Origin of the sequence: Streptomyces sp. NPDC057939 (genome assembly GCF_042887545.1) — a bacterium.
Lineage (GTDB): Bacteria > Actinomycetota > Actinomycetes > Streptomycetales > Streptomycetaceae > Streptomyces.
In genome coordinates this window covers 406,151-426,891 of sequence record NZ_JBHVPG010000002.1, presented here as the reverse complement: position 1 = coordinate 426,891, position 20,741 = coordinate 406,151, and the positions used below count along the sequence as shown (strand labels likewise).

Sequence of the window (20,741 nt, the reverse complement as noted above, 5' to 3'; positions counted from 1 at the left end):
GTCCGACCGCCCCCGTGCCGGGTCACACCGGTAACGGTCCGGCCGGGGCCCGACCCGACGTCGGCAACCGGACGCGCCCCCGCCCCCCACCCCGCGCAAACCGCGCAAACCGCGCACACCGCACGCACGGCTCCCACGCCTGCGTGCACCGCTGAACGACGACGACATCCCGGACGGCCACCCGTCCCCGAACACACCCAGGTGATGCCCATGACCTCAAGCACCGTCCTCTCCGCGCCCGCGCCCGCTCCCTTGTCCGTGCCGCTCCCGGCCGACATCACGCAGCTCGCCCTCGCCGGAGACCTCCTGACCCTCCTGCGGACGACCACCACCGAGCCGCGCCCCGACGAGCAACTGGAGGCGCTCACCCTGGCCGTCGCGGCCGACCTGCCCGTACTGCTCTGGGGCGAGCCCGGCATCGGCAAGACGGCCGCGCTGACCCAGCTCGCCACCTCCCTCGATCTGCCGCTGACGACCGTGATCGCCAGCGTTCACGAGCCCACGGACTTCTCCGGGCTGCCCATCGTGGGCGACGACCCGGCGGCGAACGGTGTCCCCATGGCCCCGCCGCAGTGGGCCGTGGAACTGGCGCGCGCCGGGCGCGGTCTGCTCTTCTTCGACGAACTGTCCACCGCCACCCCCGCCGTCCAGGCCGCACTCCTCCGGGTCGTCCTGGAGCGGAGGGTCGGCACGCTGCAACTGCCGCCCGGCATCAGGATCGTCGCCGCCGCCAACCCGCGGGCGTCGGCCGCGGACGGATGGGAACTGAGCCCGCCGCTGGCGAACCGGTTCGTGCACCTGTACTGGGTCCACGACCGTGACGTGGTGGTGCGCGGACTCGGTGGGGTCTGGCCGCGCGCGGAACTGCCCCGGCTCGACCCGGCCGGACTGCCGGAGGCGGTGGCGTTCGCCCGGCGCGCGGTCTGCGGCTTCCTGAACGCCCGGCCCACCCTGATCCACCGGCTGCCGACCACCGAGACGAAGCGCGGTGGCGCCTGGCCTTCGCCGCGAAGCTGGGAGGCCGCGATGACGCTGCTCGCCTTCGGCACGGCGGCCTCCGTCTCCCGGGACGTGCTGGCAACGCTCGTCCGAGGTGCCGTCGGGGACGGACCCGGCCTCGAACTGCTGGCCCACATCGACCGGATGGAACTGCCCGACCCGGACTCGTTGCTCGCCGACCCGGCCGCGGCCGAACTGCCCGAGCGCGGCGATCTGCGCCAGGCCACGCTGGAGGCGGTCGTCGCCGCCGTCGGGGCGCGCCCGGAGCGGGAGCGCTGGGAGGCGGCCTGGGCGGTCCTCGTCAGGGCGATGGAGACCGGCGCACCGGACCTGCTGGTCGCCCCGGCGAAGGCGCTGGCCGCGCTGCGTCGCGACGGCTGGGAGGTCCCGGAGACGGTGGAACGCCTCGCCGCGGTGATCGGCCTCGCCCGGCGGGCGGAGAACTCGGTGACCCGTACCGCGGCGGCCGCCGGCGCCAAGAGCGCCGCGGTCGGGCGCCGATGAGCGGGTCGGTGAAGCAGCCGCGGCCGCGGCCCACGCCGCGCCCACTGCCGCGGCCCATGTCCCCGCCCCCGCCGCCGCGGCCGGTGCGAGCGGCGGATCCAGGGCCGCCGCCGGGTCCCGTCATCCCGCTGGACACGGACAAGTTGCTGGCGGCGCGGCTGTACGCGGTCGCCGTGCGGCCGTACCTCGCGGGCGCGCTCTTCGCGCTCCACGTGGTGGAGGACCGGTCGGTGCCGACCATGGCGGTCGACGCCTACTGGCGCTGCTACGTCTCCCCGTCCTTCGTGCAGCGCACTCCGCTGGAGCAACTGGCGGGCGTCTGGGTGCACGAGGTTTCCCACCTGCTGCGGGACCACCACGAACGCGGCGCGCGGTACGCCCAGGAACACGGGGAGGAAGGGCCGGGTCGGCGGCTGCGGCAGAACATCGCCGCCGACTTCGAGATCAACGACGACATCTACGGCGACGGCCTGCCGATGCCGGTGGGGGCGGTCCTCCCGGCGACGCTGGGTCTGCCCGACGGGCTGCTCATGGAGGAGTACCTGCGACGCTTCTCGATGGCGGGCCGCACACCACGGGTTGCCTGGCTGGACTGCGGCAGCGGCGCCGACGGGCACCCGAGGCCCTGGGAGCTGGGGCCCGAGGGGGCGCACGGTCTGAGCCGGCAGCAGCGCGACGCGGTGCGCTTCCGGGTGGCCGAGGCGATCGCCGGCCGGCCCGGGGACGCTCCTGAAGGGTGGCGGCGTTGGGCGGACGAGGCGTTCCACCCTGCCCAACCCTGGCGGCAGTTGCTCGGCGCGGCCCTCCGTGCGGCCGTGGGCGCGCCGGGGCCGGGCGAGGACCACAGCTACCGGCGTCCGTCCCGGCGCTCCGCAGGCGTTCCCGGCGTCGTGCTGCCGAGCCTGCGCCGGATGCCGCCGCGGGTCTGCGTCGTGATCGACACCTCAGGGTCGGTGAGCGACGCCGAGCTGGGCGGCGCGCTGCTGGAGGTGGCCGCGATCTCGCGGGCGGTGGGCGGGCGGCGCGACCTGGTCTCGGTGATCTCCTGCGACGCGGCGGCGGGCGTCGCCGTACCGCTGTGCCGGGCCGAGAACCTGGAGTTGATCGGCGGCGGAGGAACGGACCTGCGGTCCGGCTTCGACCGTGCGCTCCGCTCCCGTCCCCGCCCGGACGTGATCGTCGCGCTGACGGACGGACAGACGCCCTGGCCCTCCGCGCAGCCGTCCTGCCGCACGGTCGTCGGCCTCTTCCCCCGCCCTGCCCGTCCCGCGAACGAGGAGGATCCGGACTACGTCCCGGACTCTCCGCCGGCCTGGGCCCGCGTCGTCCACATCGGCTGAGCGGGCCGCGGGCGCCGGTGCCCCGACGCGCGGATCGCGGCCACTGTCACCGTCCCACGTGGCTCGTGTTCCTCCGCTACCGAGTACCACTACTCGGTGATACCGTGTAGTGGTACTCGGTAGCACGCAGTACCGAAGGGGAAGAAGGGAAAGGGGGAGCGCGATGGACGACCTGACGGAGATGCTGAAGGGCACGCTCGAAGGGTGCGTGCTCGAAATCATCGCCGGCGAGGAGACCTACGGATACGCCATCACCCGGCAGCTGAACGAACTCGGCTTCGCCGACGTCGTCGAGGGGACGGTGTACACCATCTTGCTGCGGCTGGAGCGGAACGGACTGGTCCAGGTGACGAAACGACCGTCCGGAGTCGGCCCACCGCGCAAGTTCTACGCGCTCAACGAGGCCGGACGCGGGGAACTCGCGAAGTTCTGGGCGAAATGGCAGTACCTCTCATCACGCATCGACAGGCTCAAGGAGGGCGGGAGATGAGCTTCTGGGAGAGCATCACCGGCAGCGATCTGACCAGGGAGTGGAAGGCGCTCGAAGCCCGGGCCGAGGCACTGCCCGACGACCACCGGGCGGCCTGGGACCAGATCAAGAACCACCTCTTCCCCCACACGGACTTCACCGGCCGCAACCTGATGCCGATACTCGACGCCGCCCTGGGGCTCCTCGAAGAGACAGCGGCGGACGGGCAGGGCGTCGACGAGGTGCTCGGCGACGACATCCGGGGCTTCTGTACGGCTCTTGCCGGCGGAGAAGGCGCTCGCACCCATCGCGACCGGTGGCGCGAGCAGCTGAACAGGAACGTCGCGAGAAAACTGAGCCGGCTGGGAGGCTGACGTGAGCATCCGGGACATCATCGACGGCAAGAAGCAGTGGCGGGCGTACACGGCCCGGGTCAAGGCGCTCCCGCCGGACTACCGAATCGTCCACAAGGAGATGTTGCGGTACCTGTTCAAGGTCGGCCCGATCGACCTGACCGACGGCCCCCTGCTCCCCGGGATCGTCGACTTCTTCGAAGAGGGAGTCGCCGCGGGCAAGGGGGTCGTGCAACTCATCGGCACCGACGTCGCCGCCTTCTGCGACGGCATGATCCAGGACTCTCCCACCTACGCGGACATGCACCAGGCCTCACTCCTCCGGGAACCCGGGACGGCCGCGACGTAGCACCCGCCGCCACGTGCGGACCGGCCGCCCGCACGGTGCGTGGCGCGCCGGGTCCGTGATGATGGGGCTACCGTCGATGCCATGACTGCTGATTCCCTGCGCTCCGTCACCGTCGAGCGGACCGGTCCGGGCACGTACACCGCGACCAACTCCCGTGGTGACACCGTCACCTTCGCCACCGGGTCCGGTGGGGGCTTCACCCCCGTCGAGCTCTTCCTCGCCGCGATCGGCGGCTGCTCCGCGGCCGACGTGGACGTCGCCACCACCCGACACGCCGAACCCACCGGGTTCTCCGTCTCCGTCCAGGGGCACAAGGCCGAGGACGAGGGCGGCAACCACATGACGGACCTGGAAGTCGCCTTCACCGTCCGCTTCCCCGCCGGCGAGGGGGGCGACCGGGCCCGTGCGATCCTGCCGCGCGCCGTGAAGACCTCCCACGACAAGCTCTGCACGGTCAGCCGCACCGTGGAGGCGGGAACCCCGGTCACCGTGAAGGTCATCGAAACCGACTGACCGCCCGCGTGGAGCGGGCGCCGGCCGGGGTCCGCCTCGGCCGGCTCTGGTAGAACCGGGGCATGGCATACAGGTTCACGGCTCGCGCGCTTGCCGCCGAGGCCGACGTCGACGGTGAGATGCAGGTCGGCGTGGCGGAGGACGAGGACGGTTTCCTGCTGCTGTTCACGCGGGCGGTCGCCGAACCGTCCGAGGAGGACGTCGCGCTCGGGCTCGACACGTACCGCGTGACGACCGGGGACCGGTGCACGGCCCATGGCTGCGTCCGTGCGGTGGCCCTGACGGGCAACCTGCTCACGGTGTCGCTGGATCCCGATCGTCTGGACGACTTGGAGTTGGACGACGCGGAGATCGAGGCCGTGCTCGACATGCCGAACGAAGCCGTGGCCGAGCTGGGTCGGATGCTCGTGGACGTGCTGGGGCACGGGCGCGAGGAAGCCCGGCCGCTGCTCACCGGATTTCCGGTGGAGCCGTGACGAGGGCCGGCGGGGCGGAGCCCCGGCGGCCCGTCGCCGCGTCCGCCGGTCCTATGCGGTCGCGCGGTCCCCGTCGGTCGGGGCGGGCGCGGGGTACGGACGCAGGACCATGAGCGCGTCCTCCGAGGTCGCCACCATGGCGAACGGGAACCGGTCGAGCTCCAGGCAGAGCGCGACGTCATCGGGATGCACCCCTTGACGCACGCCCTGCGTCAGCTCCGCGGCGGCGCGTGACGCGCCGGCGCGGCGGAGGAACCCGGTCGCGTCGGTCGCGTCGGTCGCGGCCCCGCTCGCCCTCGCGGCGATGTACTGGGCGCACGCCAGGTCCTCGTCGGCCCGCCCGTCCTCGCCGGTGACCACGAACGTGACGCCGTCACACCCGCGCGTCCGCAGGAGGCCGGCCGTCGCCTCCGCCACCACGAAACCGGCGCACAACACCAGCGACGCCTCCTTGACGGCCAGCGCCCCGACCGTGCCCGCCGTGGTCTTCTGCACGACGGTGCGTCCGGTGAGGTCGACGGACCGCAGCAGGCCCGGCGAGTTGACGGCGTCGAACCCGGGCGCGTGCGGGCCGTCCTTGAGCGCCACCCAATCCGGGTGGCGGGCCTTCAGCGCCAGGGCCTCGTCCAGCGACTCGGCGAGGACGATCTTCTCCGCTCCCTGGGCGAAGGCCCAGGCGGCCACCGTGTAGGCGCGCATGACGTCGACGACGACCGCCACGGAGGGGGTTTCGACCAGTTCCGGGATACCGAGGAAGTGAGCGTCCATCCCGTCATGATCACGCATGGGCGGCCCGCGGCACCCCGGTGGTGGCGCGCCTCACACCGTGGTCGGAGCGCCGGTGGACGCCGTGCGCCCCGACACCTCCGCCGGTCCCCGATCGGGGGCGCGGGAGGTGCCGGGGCGCAAAGGGCGGCGGGACGGGCGAAACGACGGTGCGTCAGGCGTGTTCCGCGACCGGGGTGCGGAGCATCGTCGCGCAGCGGTGGAGTTCCGCGGCGAGGGCGTCGCAGCGGCGCAGCAGGGCTTCGTCCGGCACGGGGGCGGCGCCGTGCGGTCCGGGGACGAAGTCGGCCGGACACGACGCGATCTGGGTGGGGGCCACCCAGCCCCCGAGTGCCCTGGCCACCGTACGCAGGTGTTCGCACACCACGCTGCCCGTCCGCGGGCCCGCGCCGTGGGCGAGGACCCCGACCGCCGTTTCGGCCAGCCAATCGCCCGGCACCTCGTCCAGCGCGAGCTTGAGCAGGCCCGAGTAGCTGGCGTGGTGGACGGGGCTGGCCAGGACGACGGCGTCGTAGGTCCGCGGCGCGTCCCGGAGGCGCGGGCCCGGAGCCCGCGCCAGTTCGAGCGACGTCACGGTGCTGCCCCGGGCGCGCAGGGCGTCGCCCACCAGCGCGGCCAGCGCGGTGGTGCCGGAGCCCACCCGGGGGCTTCCACTGATCAGCAGGGCGTGCACGGTCGGTCGTCCTCTCCTCGGGCGGGTGGCGGCAGGGGCGCCGGCGGCGGTCCCCCGTCCTTCCTCATGCGGCGTCGATCAACGTCCACGGCACGGTGCGGCCGAGGGCCTGACGGGGCTTGCTCCGCGCCCAGTGCAGCACCGACGCCGCCATCACCCCGCCCGGGTCGGCGACCTTGCGCGTGGGTTCGAAGGGCTCGCTCATGCTGGTGTAGCTCTGGAACATCGCCAGCAGTTTCACGGCCTCCTGCTGGACGGGGGAGAGCCACTGCGCGGCCAACGGCAGGAAGAAGCGGTTCCAACTGTCGGTGGACACGGTCGGCGGCTGCGCGATCGGGTCGACGCCGTGCTCGGCCCGGAAGGCGTTGAGGGTGTCACAGGTGATCCGGACCAGGTCGGACAGGCGCATGCTGTCCTGCCCCGCCGAGATCACCTCGGTGCGCGGCGCCCCGGGCGGGGTGCCGAGCGCGGCGCCCGCGATCACCTCGGCGACCTCGTCGACCGGTGCGATCTCGGCATAGCCGTCCGGGTCGCCGACGACGACGGCCGCGAGGCCGGAGACGAGCGCCGGGAAGAGGCTGTACGGGCCGGAGAAGCGGCCGATGGCACCGTCACCGCGACGGCCCAGGACCAGTGGCGGGCGGACGATCGTGGCCGGTCCCCGGTGCTCACCGGCCACGATCTCCTCGCAGGCGGCCTTCGACCACTCGTAGCCGTTGCGGTACCCCTCGAACTCCTCCCCCCTGAGGTCCTCGGGCGCGCGTACGCCGCCGACGTACGCGGTGGAGACGTGGACCACGTGGGTGTCCGGGCCGGCGAGCGCGAGCACCGCCCGCAGGGTCCGTATGTTGGCGTCGGTCGCCTCCTGGCGGGTCATGGTCCACCGGGTCGACGCCGCGGTGTGCACGATGACGTCCCAGGGCCGGTCGGTGAGCAGGTCCGGGGCGGGTGCGGCGCCGATGTCCCAGGGGACGGGCGCGGTCAGGGGATCGGCGCCGCCGGCCGCGCGGCGTGCGGTACGGACGATGCCGGGACCGGCGGTGTCCGCGGTGAGGCGCTCGGCCACTTCGGTGCCGACGACGCCCGAGGCGCCGGTGACGAGGATGCGCATGGCAAGGCTCCTGGGGTTCAGGTGGCGGGCTGCAGGACCAGGCAGACGTTCTGTCCGCCGAAGCCGAAGGAGTTGGAGAGCACCGGGGCGCCGTCCACGTCGCGCGGAGCTCCGGCGACCACGTCGATCCGGTCGGCCTCCGACGCGGTGGTGAGGTTCGCGACGGGGGGCACGATCCGTCGTTCGGCGCAGACCAGGGCGATCGCGGCCTCCAGCGCCCCCGAGCCCCCGATGAGGTGCCCGGTGACGCCCTTGACGGCGGTCACCGGCGGCGCCTGCCCGTTGAAGCACCGGTGGATGGCGGCGGCCTCGGCCCTGTCGTTGGCCTGGGTGGACGTGCCGTGCGCGCTGATCTGACCGATGTCCGACGGCAGCAGCCCGGCGTCCGCGATGGCCTGCGCCATGCACGCCGCCGCGACCTGGCCGTCCGCGTGCGGGGCCACGATGTGATGGGCGTCGGCGTTCGTGGCGTAGCCGGCGATCTCGCCGAGGATGGTCGCTCCGCGCCGCAACGCCGCGTCGCGCCGCTCCAGTACGAGCACGGCCGCGCCCTCGCCCATGACGAAGCCGTCGCGCTCGGCGTCGAACGGCCGGCTCGCGTTCCCGGGGTCGTCGTTGCGGGTCGACAGGGCCTGCATCCGCGAGAAGCCGCTCAGCATGAAGGTCGTCACCGCCGAGTCGAAGCCGCCGGCGACGGCCACGTCGAGCTCCCCGTACTGGATCCGGCGGGCGGCCTCCCCGATCGCCGTGGCACCACTGGCGCAGGCGGTGGAGTACGTGACGCAGGAGCCCTGATAGCCGAAGCGCATCGCCACGCGGGCCGCCGCCGAGTTGGCCATCGTCCGGGGAACGGAGTGCACCGGCATCGCGGTGGGCTTGGCGTCGTTGTCCCGCACCAGCCCCTCCATGGTGGGGAGCCCGCCGATGCCGGTGCCGAGGTGGACGCCCACCCGCGACGGCGGCAGGTCGGGCAGCGCGGCCTGCCGCACTGCGTCGGCCGCCGCGCACAGGGCCAGTTCCGTCGGCCGGTCGATCTGGCGGCGTTCACGGTGGGTGATGTAGGAGGCGATGTCGAACTCGGGCACCCGGCAGGCGATGTGCACGGGCGAGCCGGACTCGATCAGGTCCGCGTGCACCGCGGCCGTGGGCCGCGCGGCGAGGACGGTGTCCATGACCTCGTCCAGGGTGAGGCCGGCCGGGCACTTCACGCCGATCCCGGTGACGACCACGCGCGGACGTTCGGCGGGCCGGCCGGGACCGGGCGCCGCGTGCTGCCTGGTCATGAGCGGTCCGCCCGACGCTCCGCGAGGAAGGCGACGGCCTGGCCGACGGTCTCGGACCGCATCAGGTCCTCGGCCGCGATGCGCACGTTGAGCGCGCGTTCGAGCTGCGCGCCGATCGACATCATCTCCAGGCTGTCGATGCCGTATTCGGCCCGCAGGTCGGTGCTCTCCAAGATGACGTCGGGGGTGGTTCCGAGGACGTCGGCGATGGTCTCGCGGACGAGGCCGAAGAGGTCGTCGGAAGGGACGACGGCGGCTTCGGTGATGGGTTCGGTGGGGTTCACCCGGTTCCTCCGGTGGGTCGGTGAGGTGTGGTCGATCGCTGGTGTGTGGTGGGTCGAAGTCGTGCCCGTCACGCGCTCGACGTCGGCCGTGGCGAGGGCCGTGGGCCGGGGGCCGAGTACGACGACGGATGTCAGGCGGGCAGGCCGGCCGGGGCGGCCGCGGCCAGTGCCGTGTCGAGGATGTCGAGCGCCTCGTCGAGTTCCGCCTCGGTGGTGACGAGCGGGGGCAGCAGCCGCACCGTGGTGGGGCGGCCCAGGCAGGGCGATACGAGCAGACCGTTGTTGGCCAGGGAGACCACGGCCTCGCCCGCCGCCGCGGGGGTGGTGAAGTCGATGCCCCACAGCAGCCCCCGGCCGTGGTGGCCCGCCATCACCCGCGGGTGACGCTCGCCGAGCGCGCGCAGACCCTCCGCGAGGCGGGCCGACAACTTGTCCCCGTGTCCGGCGAGTTCCTCGACGGCCTCCAGGGCGGCGGGGAGCGCGGCGCAGCTCAGCGGGTGGCCGCCGAAGGTCGCCGAGTGCAGGAAGGGGTCCTGGGCGAGCGGTGCGTACAACTCCTCGCTGCACACCACGGCGGACAGCGGCACCACGCCGCCGCCGAGCGGCTTGCCCACGAGCACGGCGTCCACGGGCAGGCCGTCGGCCAGGGCGACGGAACGCTCACCGCAGCGGCGCAGCCCGCACTGGATCTCGTCGGCGATGGCGAACGCGCCGTGGGCGTGAGCGTCCTCGCACCACTGGCGCAGGACGTCGGTGCGCAGCGGTGCGGCGCCGTTCTCCCCCTGGACGGGCTCGAACACCACGGCGGCGACCGGAGCCGCCTCCAACTGCGCGCGGACGGCGTACGGGTCCTCCGGGTCGATGTGGACCACGTCGACGACGGCGCCCCGCAGACCCGCCCGGAACAGCGGGCTGTGCGTCAGGGACAGGGCGCCCAGGGTCTTGCCGTGGTATCCGCCGGTCACCGCGAGGACCCGGTCCCGGCCGGTCGCGAGCCGGGCCAGCTTCACCGACACCTCGACGGCGTCGGCGCCGTTCAGGCCGAAGTACACCTTCGGGAGCCGGTCGCCGAAGTAGTTGGAGAGCAGCGCCGCCGCCCGGGCGGCCACCGGGTTGGCCAGGCTGCGCGTCGACGTCGGCATCACCTCCAGCTGCCGGGCGACGGCCGCCACCACGCCGGGGTGGCGGTGGCCGAGGAGCGCGACGGCGTAGGAGCCGAAGTCGAGCGCCCGACGGCCGTCGGACAGGGTGACGCGGGAGCCCAGGGCGCCGGCCTCCACGGCTCCCTGACCGGCGAACTTGCCGGTCAGCGCCAGTTTCGGGGACTGGTGCCGGCGGAGCTGGTCGAAGACCTCGGCGGCGGCGGTGGGCGGGGTGGTCGTGGACGGGTCGGCCACGGGGGACCTCCTGGAAGGGAGCGGAACGGGGGACGCGGGAGGCAGGGACCGCATCAGCGGGCGGCGCCGCCGATGAGTCGCCGCTCAAGGGCCTGGAGCATCTGCTCGGCGTTCTCCCGCAGGGCGGTGGCGGCGACGGGGTTGAGCATGTCGGCGAGCAGCGGGATCCCGATCTCGAACTCGACGGTCAGCGAGACGTGACTGCCGCCGTCCTCGGACGGGCGAACGGCCCAGTGGCCCACGAAGTGCGCGAGGTCGCCGCTGACCTGGTGGAAGTCGAAGCGTCGGGCGACGTGGTCGAGCCGCTCGGCCTCGACCCACTCCAGGACGGAGCCCTTGAGGTGGACGGACCAGGCCGTCGTGCGCTCGTCCGGGCCGGTGCTGTCGACGATGGTGACGGACTGGACGCTGTCCATGCAGGAGGAGTAGCTCTCGACGTCGATGACGGCGTTCCAACTGTCCTCGGGACGGGCGGCGATGGGGATCTCAACCTGGACGAGGGGCATGGCGGTTCTCTCTCTTCGGTGGTGGGGGAGCCCGTGGGGGCTCGTCGACGACGCGCGGCGGCGCCGCGGAGTCGGGGGGAGTCGGGGTGGATCCGGCGCGGTGGACCGGCGCCGGGTGCGGTGGCGTTCCGTCAGGACTTGGGCGCCAGGGCCTGCTCGCGGGCCGCCTCCAGGGCGGGCGGCAGCAGGAGCCGCAGGATGGTGCGAGGCAGCCGTCCGGTGTGGTTGAGCGCGTACGACTGCTCGACCAGCTCGCAGCCGAACTCGCGCTTCGGCTCGTACGCGGTCTGCGCGAAGCGGATGTGGCGGCAACCCCGGGCCAAGGCCAGCTCGATCGCCGCGTAGTGCAGGTTGTGGTAGAGCCGCGCCCGGTGCGCCAGCCCGTAGTCCAGGCCGATCCGGGCGCCGACCGCACCGCGGCCGCGGAACAGGCAGTGCAGGTAGCCCACCAGACGGTCGCCCTCGAAGCAGGCGACGAGCCGCTGCTCGGTGCCCCCGCCCCCGTGCCCGACCGCGTTGCCGGCGGCCATGGTCCTGACGAAACCCTCGTCGAGGACGTCGAGGGTCTGGTCGGCGCGATCCATGACCTGCTGGTACAGACCCATCATCGCCGGGACGAGGTGCTCGAAGTCGTCGAGGACCTCCATCCGCAGGTCCGTCTGCTGCTCGAACTTCCGGATCTTGTTCCGGGCGTTGCGTCGCGGCTTGGCCGACAGCGACGCCAGGAACGCGTCGAAGTCCACGTGCTCCAAAGAGAGTTCCGTGTCCGGCAGCGAGGCGACGGTGAAGAAGCCCGCCGCATCCAGACCCGGGCGCAAGGCATCGAGGTCGTGCGGGGCGAAATCCTTGAACACGACGGTACCCAGGCGGTGTTCGCGGGTGTAGGCCATGACCTCCCGCACCAGGAGCCGGGCCGCGGGCGCGGGCAGCGGGTCCCGACCCATGACGTGGCCCTGCCCGAGGAAGTTCCCGCAGAACAGCATCGGCACGCGCACGAGCCTCGGGAAGGCCCGGGCCACCGGAGCCATCAGGCGGCGTTCGCGCGGCCCCACGACCTGGTCGAGCCGCAGGCCGCGCACGGCACTGAGCGGCAGCACCGCGACCGGCAGGCCGTCCCGGCGCACGAGCAGAAAGGCGTACGCGTCCGGGCCGATCCGCGCACCCTGCATGGCGGTGAACACGTCCTGCCCCCACATGGGGTCGTCGGCCGGGGCCAACTCGTCCCACAACGCGCGGGGCACGTCCTCGGCGCGGTCCAACCGCTCCACCACGTAGACCGGTTCGCGCTGCTCCCCGGCGTCTCCGGCGAGGGCCGGGGGAGCCACCGGCGCCGCCGACCGCCCGGGACCGGAGGCGCCCGGTGCGGCGGTCCCGCGATCAGCCGACACGGAGCGGCTCGCCGTCCAGCACCGCGCACAGCGGCTCGGCCATCCGCGCCCGGGACGGCGGGTGGAAGTTCAGACCCGCGGCCGCCGAGGCCAGATAGGTGCCCTCGTCGGACCCGATGAACGACATGCCGCCGAGCGCCTCCAGGGCGGTCGCCGTGGTGCGGGCGATGGCGTCCTGGGCGGCGTAGCGCGCCGTGAGCGCGGCGACCAACAGGGGCTCGCCCCATTCCGGGGATTCCCCCATCGTCCGGGCCACCGCCTCCACGGCGAGCATCGCCCCGTCGACCTCGGTCACGAGCGCCGCGCGGACCGCGGCAGGTGCGCGCCCGTGCAGCAGGACACGCTCCACCAGGGCGCTCGCCGTGCCCAAGTAGCCGGCCGACATGAGCAGTTCGAACCAGAGGAACCCGGCCACGTTGAGGGAGTCCAGCACCGAATCGGCGGTCACCTCGGTGAGGACGACCATCTGCGGGTCGAGCGCGACGTCCTCCAGGACGACCTCGTCGCTCTCCGCGCCGGCGAGCACACCGCTGCGCCAGAAGGGGCGGACGGACACGCCGGGGGTGTCGGCGGGAACGATCGCGACCCCGAGCCGCTCGGCACCGTCCTCGTCCGTCATCACCACCGAGGCCGTCAGCAGATCCATCGAATGGGCCAGGCTGCACGGCTTCTTGCTGCCGTTCAGCACGATCTCGTTGCCGCGGCGCTCGGCCCGGATGGCGGGCCGCAGGATGGACTGGCCGGTCCGACCCTCCGAGAATCCGGAGGCCAGCAGCATCTTCTTGCCGACGATGGCCTCCAGCAGCATCCACTCGAAGCCGGCGCCGTTCTTCGCGGCCTCCACCAGGCTCGCCACGGAGAAGTGGTGCATCGTGGTCGCGACCGCGAGCGACGGACAGCGCGCGCCGACCGCGCGTTGCAGTCGGACGGCCTGCAAGGGGCTCGCCCCGATCCCGGTGTTCTGACCCGGTACGAGCAGGGCCGCGCCACCCGCCTCGCGGAACGCGGCGACGGCCGGGCTGCCCGGCCGCTCCAGCTCGGCCAGCGGATGACGTGCCAACTCGGCGTCGAGGCCGGGGAGCAGTGCTTCCAGCACCGCGCGTTCGGTGTCCAGGAATGCCATGGGTTCAGTCCTTCGCCGTCGTCGTCGCACCGACCGAGGCCCGCGTACGGGTCGTCCCGGCTCCGGCCGTGGTCGTCAGGGGCAGGTTTTCGTACATGCGCAGGCTGAAGGACTCGCGCCGTACCGGCGTCCCCGCCAGAGCCAGGTCGGGGAACCGGGCGAAGAGCCGGCGGACGGCGATGGATCCCTCCAGCTTCGCCAGGGCGGCACCCATGCAGTAGTGCGGGCCGGCACTGAAGCTCAGTACCCTGCTCCCGGTCCGGCGCACGTCGAACCGGTGCGGGTCGGGGAACTGGGCCGGATCACGGTTGGCGGCGGCGAGCACGGTCGTGACGTTGGCGCCGACCGGCACGGTCACCCCGCGGATCACCGTCTCCTCGGAGGCGATCCGCTCGGTCATCTGGACGGGCGTGTCCCAACGGAGCGCCTCGTCGACCGCCTGCGCGGCGAGCGCGGGGTCGTCGCGCAGCGCCGCCAACTGCTCGGGGTGGCTGAGCAGCGCGTGGGTGGCGATCCCCAGCATGGCGGCCGTAGTCTCGAAACCGGCGACGAAGGTGAGGATCAGCGTGTCGACGACCTCCTTCCGGCCGAGCCGCTCCTGGCCCGCGCCGGTCTCCAGCAACACGGTGGCGAGGTCCTCGCGTGGCTCCGCCGCACGCTTCAGCAGCAAATCCTCGAAATAGGAGCGCAGTTCGGTGACCGCGGCGTCGGCGCGCGCCCAGTCGTCCTCGGTGCGCACCGGCTCCAGCAGCCGGCTGGCGTCACCGCCCAGCCGCTGGAACCTCAGGCGGTCCTCGGCCGGTACGCCGATCAGCTCGCCGACGACCGCGACGGGCAGCGGATACCCGACCAGTTCTTGGAAGTTGGCCGGTGACCCGTCCGCCGTGGCCGCGGCGAAGTCGTCGAGGAGGGAATCGGTGAGCTGCTCGACGGCCTTGCTCAGCGCGGCGACCCGGCGCGGGGTGAACCCCGCACCGATCAACCGGCGCAGCCGGGTGTGGTCGGGCTGGTTGGCGCGCAGCATCGAGGCGTAGAAGAAGTCGGCTGCCGGGTGCTCACGCCAGTCCGGCAGGTTGTCCTCGCACCAACTCAGGTCGGGAGTGCGGAAGGAGGTGTCCGTCAACACCCCCTGGCAATCGGCGTAGGTCGTCAGGAAGTAGGTGTCGAGGTCCTTGTCGTAGTAGACCGGGAAGTTCTCGCGGAGCGCCTCCAGCGCCAAGAACGGGTTTTCCCGACCTTCCGGTGTGAACAGGGAGAAGAGCAGAGCCTGGGGGTCCAAAGGGGAGTCCTCAGCGGATCGGTGATGCGGCCCCGGGTGACCGCGGTGTGCCCGGGCCGCCCCCCGGCAGGGATCTCCGAAGGGGGAGGACATCCGTGCGGGGGGCGGTGACAAGAGCCTGTCACCGCCCTGCTCGCGCGACGTCAACAGCGCATCAACCGGACGTCAACGCCCCCCGGTTCTTCGCGTCATCCGGCGCCGAGGCGCGCCTCGACGTCCGACGCCTCCGGCATGCCCAGCTCCCGGAAGAGTTGCAGCGCCTGCCTGCGGTAGTACGTCGCCTGTCCGGCCCGGCCCAACGCATCCACCGCATCCGCGAGTTGCACGAGTGCCCGTCCGAGCAGGTACGTGTCACCGTGCAGGGTGGCGACGTCCCGGGCCTCCGTGGCGTGGGCCACCGCCTCCTCGTACCGGCCCAGCAGGTTGAACGCCTCCGCCAGCCCGCCCAGCACCAACGCCTCCCGGAAGGTCGAGCCCGTCGCACGCCACAGCCGCAGGCTGGTACGCATGCAGGACAGGGCCTCGTGCCGCTGCCCCGTGTACAGCAGGACCTGCCCGAGCGAGCGGAGCGCGTTGGCCTCACCGGGGCCGTCGCCGCAGGACCGCGCCTGGGCGACGGCGGCGCGGCCCGACCGCACCGCCTCCTCGGCCCGTCCGGTGGCCAGTTGTGCCAGGCCCAGGAAACCGAGGGTGACGGACTCGCAGGCCGGGCTGCGCGGCTCCCGGCTGAGCGGCAGCGCCTCGGTGAGGTGCCGCACGGCGGTGGGGAAGTCCCGCTGGGCGAGGGCGCAGCCGCCGAGGGCGTTCAACGCGTGGGCGAGCAGCGGCCACCGCTCCTCACGGCGGAAGACGTCCGCCGCCGTGCGCAGGTGGGGCAGCGCACGGCCCATCGCGAACCGAATGGCGAAGGAACCGCCCAGCATGAAGTGCGCGATGCCACCGGCGACCGCGTCGTCCGACCTCTCCGCCGCCGTCACCACGGCGCGCGCGGCCCGCTCCAGGTTCCGGGTGCCGGTGCTGTCGCGTCCCAGCGGGTCGGTGGCCAGCAACAGGTGCGCGCAGACGTCCGCGGGGACCTCGGCGAAGCCGGCGGCCTGTTCGACGAGCGCCAGCAGGTGCAGCCGCTCGTCGAACAGCCAGGTGGTGGCCGCCGCCGGGGAGGCGAACCGGCGGCGGTCGCGGGCCGCGCCACCGCCGGGACCGACGACCGCCACGCGCCGCGGCGCGTCCGCCGGAGTGTCGTCGGCGGGGAACGGGTCGCCGGCCGTCGCCGCCCGGTAGGCCTCCCGACCCATGTCGGTGTAGGTGTCCAGCAGCCGCGCCATCGCCGCCCCGCGGTCGGCCGCGGGCAGTTCCTCGACCCCGGACGTCCGGGCGAACAGCCGCAACAGGTCGTGGTAGCGGTAGCGGCCGGGCGCCGGCGACTGGAGCAGGCTGGCGTCCACGAGCCCCTCGCACAGCGCCTCCGCCTCCCCCCGGGGCCGATCGAGCAGGGCCGCGGCGCTCAGCCCGCCCAGCTCCGGCAGGTCGGGCAGCGCCAACAGCCGGAACGCGCGCAGTTGCTCCGGGGCGAGCCGCGCCGTACCCAGCCGGAAGGTGGCCTCCACCGCACCGTCGGCGCCGGGCTCCGCCGGCCGCCGCCGCTCGTCCGCGAGGCGCCGGGCGGTCTCCGCGACCGACAGCGCCGGGCAGCCGGCCATGCGGGCGGCGATGACGCGGATGGCGAGCGGCAGCCGCCCGCAAGCGGCGACCAGGGCCCGGGCGGCCTCCTCCTCCCGCCGTACGCGCTGCTCCCCGACGAGCCGGACCAGCAGGTCCACCGCCACGCCGTCGGCCAGTTCGTCCAGGTGCACCAGGGTCGCGCCTCCGAGGTTGCCGAACCCCGTGAGCCACGTCCTGCTGGTCACCAGGAGGCCGCAGCCGGGCGCGGTCGGCAGCAGGTCGCGTATTTGGCGCAGGTCGTGGGCGTTGTCGAGGACGAGGAGCACGCGCCGTTCGGAGAGCAGCGATCGGTGGAGCGCGACCCGCTCGGCGGTGTCCGCCGGGAGCTGCGCCGGTGTCACCCCGAGGGCGCGCAGGAGGTCCCCCAGGACCTCGTGGGGATCGGCCGGCCGGGCGTCCATGCCGCAGAGGTCGACGAAGAACACCCCGTCGGGGAAGTTCGCGGCGGCCTCGTGCGCCACGCGCACGGCCAGGGCGGTCTTGCCGACGCCGCCCATCCCGCTGATCGCGCCCAATGCCGCCACCGAGCCGCCTTCGAGTACCTGGCGCAGCCGGACGATCTCCGCGTCACGGCCGACGAGGTCCGCCGTGTCCGGCGGCAGGCCCAGCGTCGGCGACATCACGGCCGTGGGAGCCGACGGGAGCGCGACCGGCGGGCTCGCGGCGGACGGCGCGGAGCGCACCGTCGCCCGACCGGGCTCCGGCGGTGACGCGTCGGACTCCGTGCGGGGCGGGTGCTCGGCGCTCCCGGGCCCGCTCACCGGCCCGGGAGCGACGTCATCGGCGGCGCCGGGGCCGGCGAGGATGCGTCGGCGTATCCGGTCGAGCCCGGCCCCGGTCCCCGGCCCGTCCGACCCGCGCAACGCCTCGTGGGCGCGTGCGTGGACGTCCAGGGCCTCGGTCTGACGCCCCGTCTCGTACAGGGCGGTCATGAGGAGTTCCTGGAGCCGTACGCGCCGCGGGTGCGTCTGCGCCGGCCCGCGCAGCTCCTCCACGGCCCGTGCGTGGCCGCCGAGCGACAGCACCACCTCCCACCTGTCCTCCAGTACGGCGAGGCGCCGCTCGCGCAGCACGGACCGTTGGGCGGCCGCGAACGGACCGGGCACCCCGGCCAGGGGCTCGTCCCCGTCCCACAGCCCGAGGGCGGAGTCGTACAGGGCGAGCGCGTCACCGGGCCGCCCCGCGAGCACCGCCCGGGCGGCGCTGCCCGCGCGGCGGTCGAAGACGGTCAGGTCCAGGGCGTCCGGCAGCAGGTGCAGGGCGTAGCCGTTCGGACGGGAGACCAGGACCCGCGCCGGGGTGCGCGGCGCCCGTTCGGGCTCGACCACGCGGCGCAGCGCGGCGACGTGGCCGCGCAGGGCCCCGGGCGCCCCGCCGGGGGCGGAGTCGCCCCAAACGGCGTCGATGAGGGCCTGTGTGCTGCCCCGACGGCCGTGGCGCAGCAACAGCGTGGCGAGCAGGGCTGCCGCCAGGGGAGGGCGTACGTCGGTCTCGACCTCCCCGCCGCGCACGCGCAGCGGGCCGAGCACGCGGAAGGAGAGGCCCGGCGGCGGATCGGAGGCGCGGAGCGGGGCGGGGACGGGGTGGGGGGTGACTGGCACGGGGAGGTTCTCCAACCGGGGTTACGGAACGGGCCGCGACGCGATCGCCGTCGGGACGCGGAAGCCCCGGGCCGCGGCCGGGTGGCCGTACGGCCCGGGGGAGGTCGGACGTGAGGCGGCGCGGGGGGTGCTGGGGTACGGGGAACACGGGCGCCGGTGGTACGGGGCACGTGACAGGGGGGGCGCGGGGGACATGGGGCACGCCCCGGTGCGGGCCGGGCGCGGACGGGTCGCGGACCGCCCGCGGCGGCTGCTCGCGGTCCGTTGCCCGGGCCGGGGCGGAGCGGGTGCGGAGCGCCGGCCGGGTCAGGAGGCGAGGCCCTCCCGCAGGCCGCGGGAGGGCCGGAAGGACCGGCCGCCGAGGCGGGTGTCGGCCCCGTCGGGGGCGAAGAGCATCGCCACCGGCCGGTCCCCGTCCGCGCGGGGCGCCGCTTCTTCCCGGTGGACGGCCACGGCGAACTCGCGCAGCAGGCCGTGCACCTGGTAGCGGCCGGGATGCGCGGACTCCAGCCAACTGCGGTCCACCAGCTCCTCGCACAGCGCGCGGGCCCGGTCCGCCGGGACTCCCAGCGCGGGAGCCACCGCGGTGGGTCCGAACCGTCCGTCCGGCTCCCGCAGCAGGGCCACCCGGGCGAAGACCGACCGCAGGGGAGCGGGCAGTCGTCCGTACTCCCGCTGGAACGCCTCCCGCACGGAGAGGTCCGCGATCCCGAGCACGGTCAACCGGTGGCGACCGCGCAGGGCGCCCACCACCGAGGCGACGGCCCACGCCGGCCGGGTGGCGAGCCGCATCGCCACGATCCGCAGCGCCAGCGGCAGTCCTCCGCAGAGTTCGACCAACTCGGAGCAGGCCTGGGGTTCCGCCGCCACGCGGTCCGCACCGATCGCCGTCCCCAGCCACGCCAGGGCCTCGGCGGGGGAGAGCACGCCCAAGTGGGTGTGGTGTGCTCCGGCGAGACCGGAGGGCCGTGTGGTGCTGGTGATGAGCACGGAGCAGCCCGGCCCGCCGGGCACCAGGGCGTCGACCGCCGTCGGGTCCTCGACGTTGTCGAGGACCACCAGGACCCGGCGCTCGGCGAGATCCGACCGGTAGAGCGCGACCAGGTCGGCCCGCTGCTCGGGCACCGGCCGGTCGGTGCCGCCGAGCGCGCGCAGGAAGGACTCCAGTACGTCCTCGGGTCGCACCGGAGTTCCGTCCGGGGCGCGCAGGTCGGCGTGGAGCTGACCGTCGGGGAAGTGGCCGCGCACCCGGTGGGCGGCGTGCACGGCGAGCGCGCTCTTGCCCACACCGGTCGAGCCGGACACGACGACGACCGGCGCCGGCCTGCCGGCGCGCGTCCCTGTCAGCGCGCCGGTCACCTGCGCGAGCGCATCGTCCCGGCCCGTGAAGTCGGCCAGGTCCCGCGGAAGTTGGGCCGGACGCCGGAGGTCGTCGGGCGCCGGCCGCAGGCCGGCCCGTGCGGTTGTTCCGGGAGCGGCCCCGGTGTCGGGTGCCCCGCACGGCCCCGCGCACGGCGACACCCCGGGCGTCACGTCAACCGCCGTGCCGCCCGCGCTCCGCCCGCCCGCTCCCTCCGCACCGCCGGTGCCGCTCGTACCGTTCGTACTGCTCGTGCCGTTCGCGCCGCGAGCGATGCCCTCGGCCATCGCGGCCATCTCGCGCCCCGGGTCGATCCCGAACTCCGCGGCCAGGAGCCGCCGGGTCCGCTCGTGGACCGCCAGCGCCTCCGCGTCCTGGCCGCTCAGCACGTACGCCCGCATCAGCAGGGCGCCCAGTCGCTCACGCAACGGATGACGCTCCGTCAACTCCCGAAGTTCCGCCAACACCGGCACGTGGTCGCCGAGTTCCACGTCAAGGGTGAGGCGCGTCTCCAGAGCGGCGAGGTGCTGCCCGGCCAACCGGCTCCGCTCGGAATCGACGCCCGGGCCCCCCAGCTCGGTCAGCGGCCCGTCACCCCACAGCGCGAGCGCGCTGCGCAACAGCACCCGCGCCTCCTCGGGCCGACGGGCCGCACGCGCGAGGTCGGCGGCGGCCACGTCGCGCCGGAACAGCCCGAGGTCCACCGCCTCCGGAGGCACCCGCAGGGCGTAGGCGCCGTGCTCGGACACCAACACCCGCGGTCCGCCGCCCGCGGCGGGCCCCGGCGCCTCTATCTCCTTGCGCAGTCGTGAGACGTACGTGCGCAGTGACCCCACGGCGCGGGCCGGCGGCCGGTCGCCCCAGATGTCGGCCACCAGGGCGTCGACGGGCGCCGGACGGCCCTCCCGCAACAGCAGCAGGGCCAGCAGGGTCCGCTGCTGGCGCGAACCCAACTCCAGTTCCCGCGAACCGCGCCACGCCCGCAGGCGTCCGAGCAGGGTGAACCGCAGGGATATCGCGTCGGTGTCCATGTCGTGCCCCATGCCCTCGTACTGTCCGGCCCGGCTGCGCCGGGCTGCTCCTGTGCCCCGCCGGGAAGGAGTGCGAAGCGCTCCGGGAGGTCAACCCCGCGAACACCCCGGTGACCTACACCGTGTTCGGCCGCGACTCCGTCCCGGCCGTGCGAAAGCCCCCTGAACAGCAGTTTCTCCCATGACCGGAACCG

General features: G+C 74.1%; 19 protein-coding genes. 7 read left to right on the top strand and 12 right to left on the bottom strand.

All coding sequences use genetic code 11. The annotated features are described in order from the left end of the window. The first annotated feature begins 210 nt into the window (after positions 1 to 210). The 7 genes from ACFVS6_RS04240 (at position 211) to ACFVS6_RS04210 (ending at position 5,003) form a co-directional block, all read left to right on the top strand. Positions 211 to 1,503, top strand: a complete 1,293-nt coding sequence (locus tag ACFVS6_RS04240; RefSeq protein WP_389700442.1) for an AAA family ATPase — start codon at positions 211 to 213, stop codon at positions 1,501 to 1,503. Between the two features lie 56 nt (positions 1,504 to 1,559). Continuing rightward, positions 1,560 to 2,843: a VWA-like domain-containing protein gene (locus ACFVS6_RS04235; protein WP_389700441.1), complete on the top strand. Its 1,284-nt coding sequence runs from the start codon at positions 1,560 to 1,562 to the stop codon at positions 2,841 to 2,843. A gap of 163 nt (positions 2,844 to 3,006) precedes the next feature. After that, entirely contained in the window at positions 3,007 to 3,333 is a 327-nt protein-coding gene (locus ACFVS6_RS04230) for a PadR family transcriptional regulator (protein WP_389700439.1), read from the top strand. Continuing rightward, a complete protein-coding gene (locus tag ACFVS6_RS04225; RefSeq protein WP_389700438.1) occupies positions 3,330 to 3,686 on the top strand; it encodes a DUF1048 domain-containing protein in 357 nt (118 codons plus the stop codon). Before ACFVS6_RS04230 ends, ACFVS6_RS04225 begins: the two co-directional genes overlap by 4 nt. A gap of 1 nt (position 3,687) precedes the next feature. Continuing rightward, a complete protein-coding gene (locus tag ACFVS6_RS04220; RefSeq protein WP_389700436.1) occupies positions 3,688 to 4,014 on the top strand; it encodes a DUF1048 domain-containing protein in 327 nt (108 codons plus the stop codon). Between the two features lie 81 nt (positions 4,015 to 4,095). After that, positions 4,096 to 4,527 (top strand): OsmC family protein, encoded by a 432-nt coding sequence (locus tag ACFVS6_RS04215; RefSeq protein WP_389700434.1) that lies wholly within the window; start codon positions 4,096 to 4,098, stop codon positions 4,525 to 4,527. A gap of 62 nt (positions 4,528 to 4,589) precedes the next feature. Further along, positions 4,590 to 5,003, top strand: a complete 414-nt coding sequence (locus tag ACFVS6_RS04210) for a hypothetical protein (protein ID WP_389700433.1) — start codon at positions 4,590 to 4,592, stop codon at positions 5,001 to 5,003. Positions 5,004 to 5,054: 51 nt separating this feature from the next. Here ACFVS6_RS04210 and ACFVS6_RS04205 read toward each other — a convergent pair whose 3' ends face one another. The 12 genes from ACFVS6_RS04205 to ACFVS6_RS04150 form a co-directional block, all read right to left on the bottom strand. After that, entirely contained in the window at positions 5,055 to 5,771 is a 717-nt protein-coding gene (locus ACFVS6_RS04205) for a 2-phosphosulfolactate phosphatase (RefSeq protein WP_389700431.1), read from the bottom strand. Positions 5,772 to 5,943: 172 nt separating this feature from the next. Beyond that, positions 5,944 to 6,462: an NADPH-dependent FMN reductase gene (locus ACFVS6_RS04200; RefSeq protein WP_389700430.1), complete on the bottom strand. Its 519-nt coding sequence runs from the start codon at positions 6,460 to 6,462 to the stop codon at positions 5,944 to 5,946. Positions 6,463 to 6,526: 64 nt separating this feature from the next. Further along, positions 6,527 to 7,573: an SDR family oxidoreductase gene (locus ACFVS6_RS04195; RefSeq protein ID WP_389700428.1), complete on the bottom strand. Its 1,047-nt coding sequence runs from the start codon at positions 7,571 to 7,573 to the stop codon at positions 6,527 to 6,529. Positions 7,574 to 7,590: 17 nt separating this feature from the next. Continuing rightward, the gene (locus ACFVS6_RS04190) at positions 7,591 to 8,856 is read right to left on the bottom strand and encodes a beta-ketoacyl-[acyl-carrier-protein] synthase family protein (RefSeq protein WP_389700427.1); all 1,266 of its coding nucleotides are present in this window, start codon (positions 8,854 to 8,856) and stop codon (positions 7,591 to 7,593) included. Further along, entirely contained in the window at positions 8,853 to 9,140 is a 288-nt protein-coding gene (locus ACFVS6_RS04185) for an acyl carrier protein (protein WP_389700425.1), read from the bottom strand. The genes ACFVS6_RS04190 and ACFVS6_RS04185 overlap by 4 nt, the downstream gene beginning before the upstream one ends. Positions 9,141 to 9,271: 131 nt before the next feature. Beyond that, complete coding sequence (locus tag ACFVS6_RS04180; RefSeq protein ID WP_389700424.1) at positions 9,272 to 10,537, bottom strand: aspartate aminotransferase family protein; 1,266 nt, start codon at positions 10,535 to 10,537, stop codon at positions 9,272 to 9,274. Positions 10,538 to 10,590: 53 nt separating this feature from the next. Next, on the bottom strand, positions 10,591 to 11,043 hold the full coding sequence (locus ACFVS6_RS04175) for a type II toxin-antitoxin system RatA family toxin (protein ID WP_389700423.1): 453 nt from the start codon (positions 11,041 to 11,043) through the stop codon (positions 10,591 to 10,593). A 131-nt stretch (positions 11,044 to 11,174) separates the two neighbouring features. Beyond that, positions 11,175 to 12,431, bottom strand: coding sequence for a GNAT family N-acetyltransferase (locus ACFVS6_RS04170; protein WP_389700421.1), 1,257 nt, complete (start codon positions 12,429 to 12,431; stop codon positions 11,175 to 11,177). Beyond that, a complete protein-coding gene (locus ACFVS6_RS04165; protein WP_389700419.1) occupies positions 12,421 to 13,554 on the bottom strand; it encodes an acyl-CoA dehydrogenase family protein in 1,134 nt (377 codons plus the stop codon). Before ACFVS6_RS04165 ends, ACFVS6_RS04170 begins: the two co-directional genes overlap by 11 nt. 4 nt (positions 13,555 to 13,558) lie before the next feature. Next, positions 13,559 to 14,833 carry a cytochrome P450 gene (locus ACFVS6_RS04160; protein WP_389700418.1) on the bottom strand — a complete coding sequence of 425 codons (1,275 nt, stop codon included), beginning with the start codon at positions 14,831 to 14,833 and terminating at the stop codon, positions 13,559 to 13,561. 188 nt (positions 14,834 to 15,021) lie between these two features. Then, positions 15,022 to 18,156, bottom strand: coding sequence for a BTAD domain-containing putative transcriptional regulator (locus ACFVS6_RS04155; RefSeq protein WP_389700416.1), 3,135 nt, complete (start codon positions 18,154 to 18,156; stop codon positions 15,022 to 15,024). Positions 18,157 to 18,462: 306 nt separating this feature from the next. Continuing rightward, positions 18,463 to 20,559: a BTAD domain-containing putative transcriptional regulator gene (locus ACFVS6_RS04150; protein WP_389700414.1), complete on the bottom strand. Its 2,097-nt coding sequence runs from the start codon at positions 20,557 to 20,559 to the stop codon at positions 18,463 to 18,465. Positions 20,560 to 20,741: the final 182 nt, after the last annotated feature.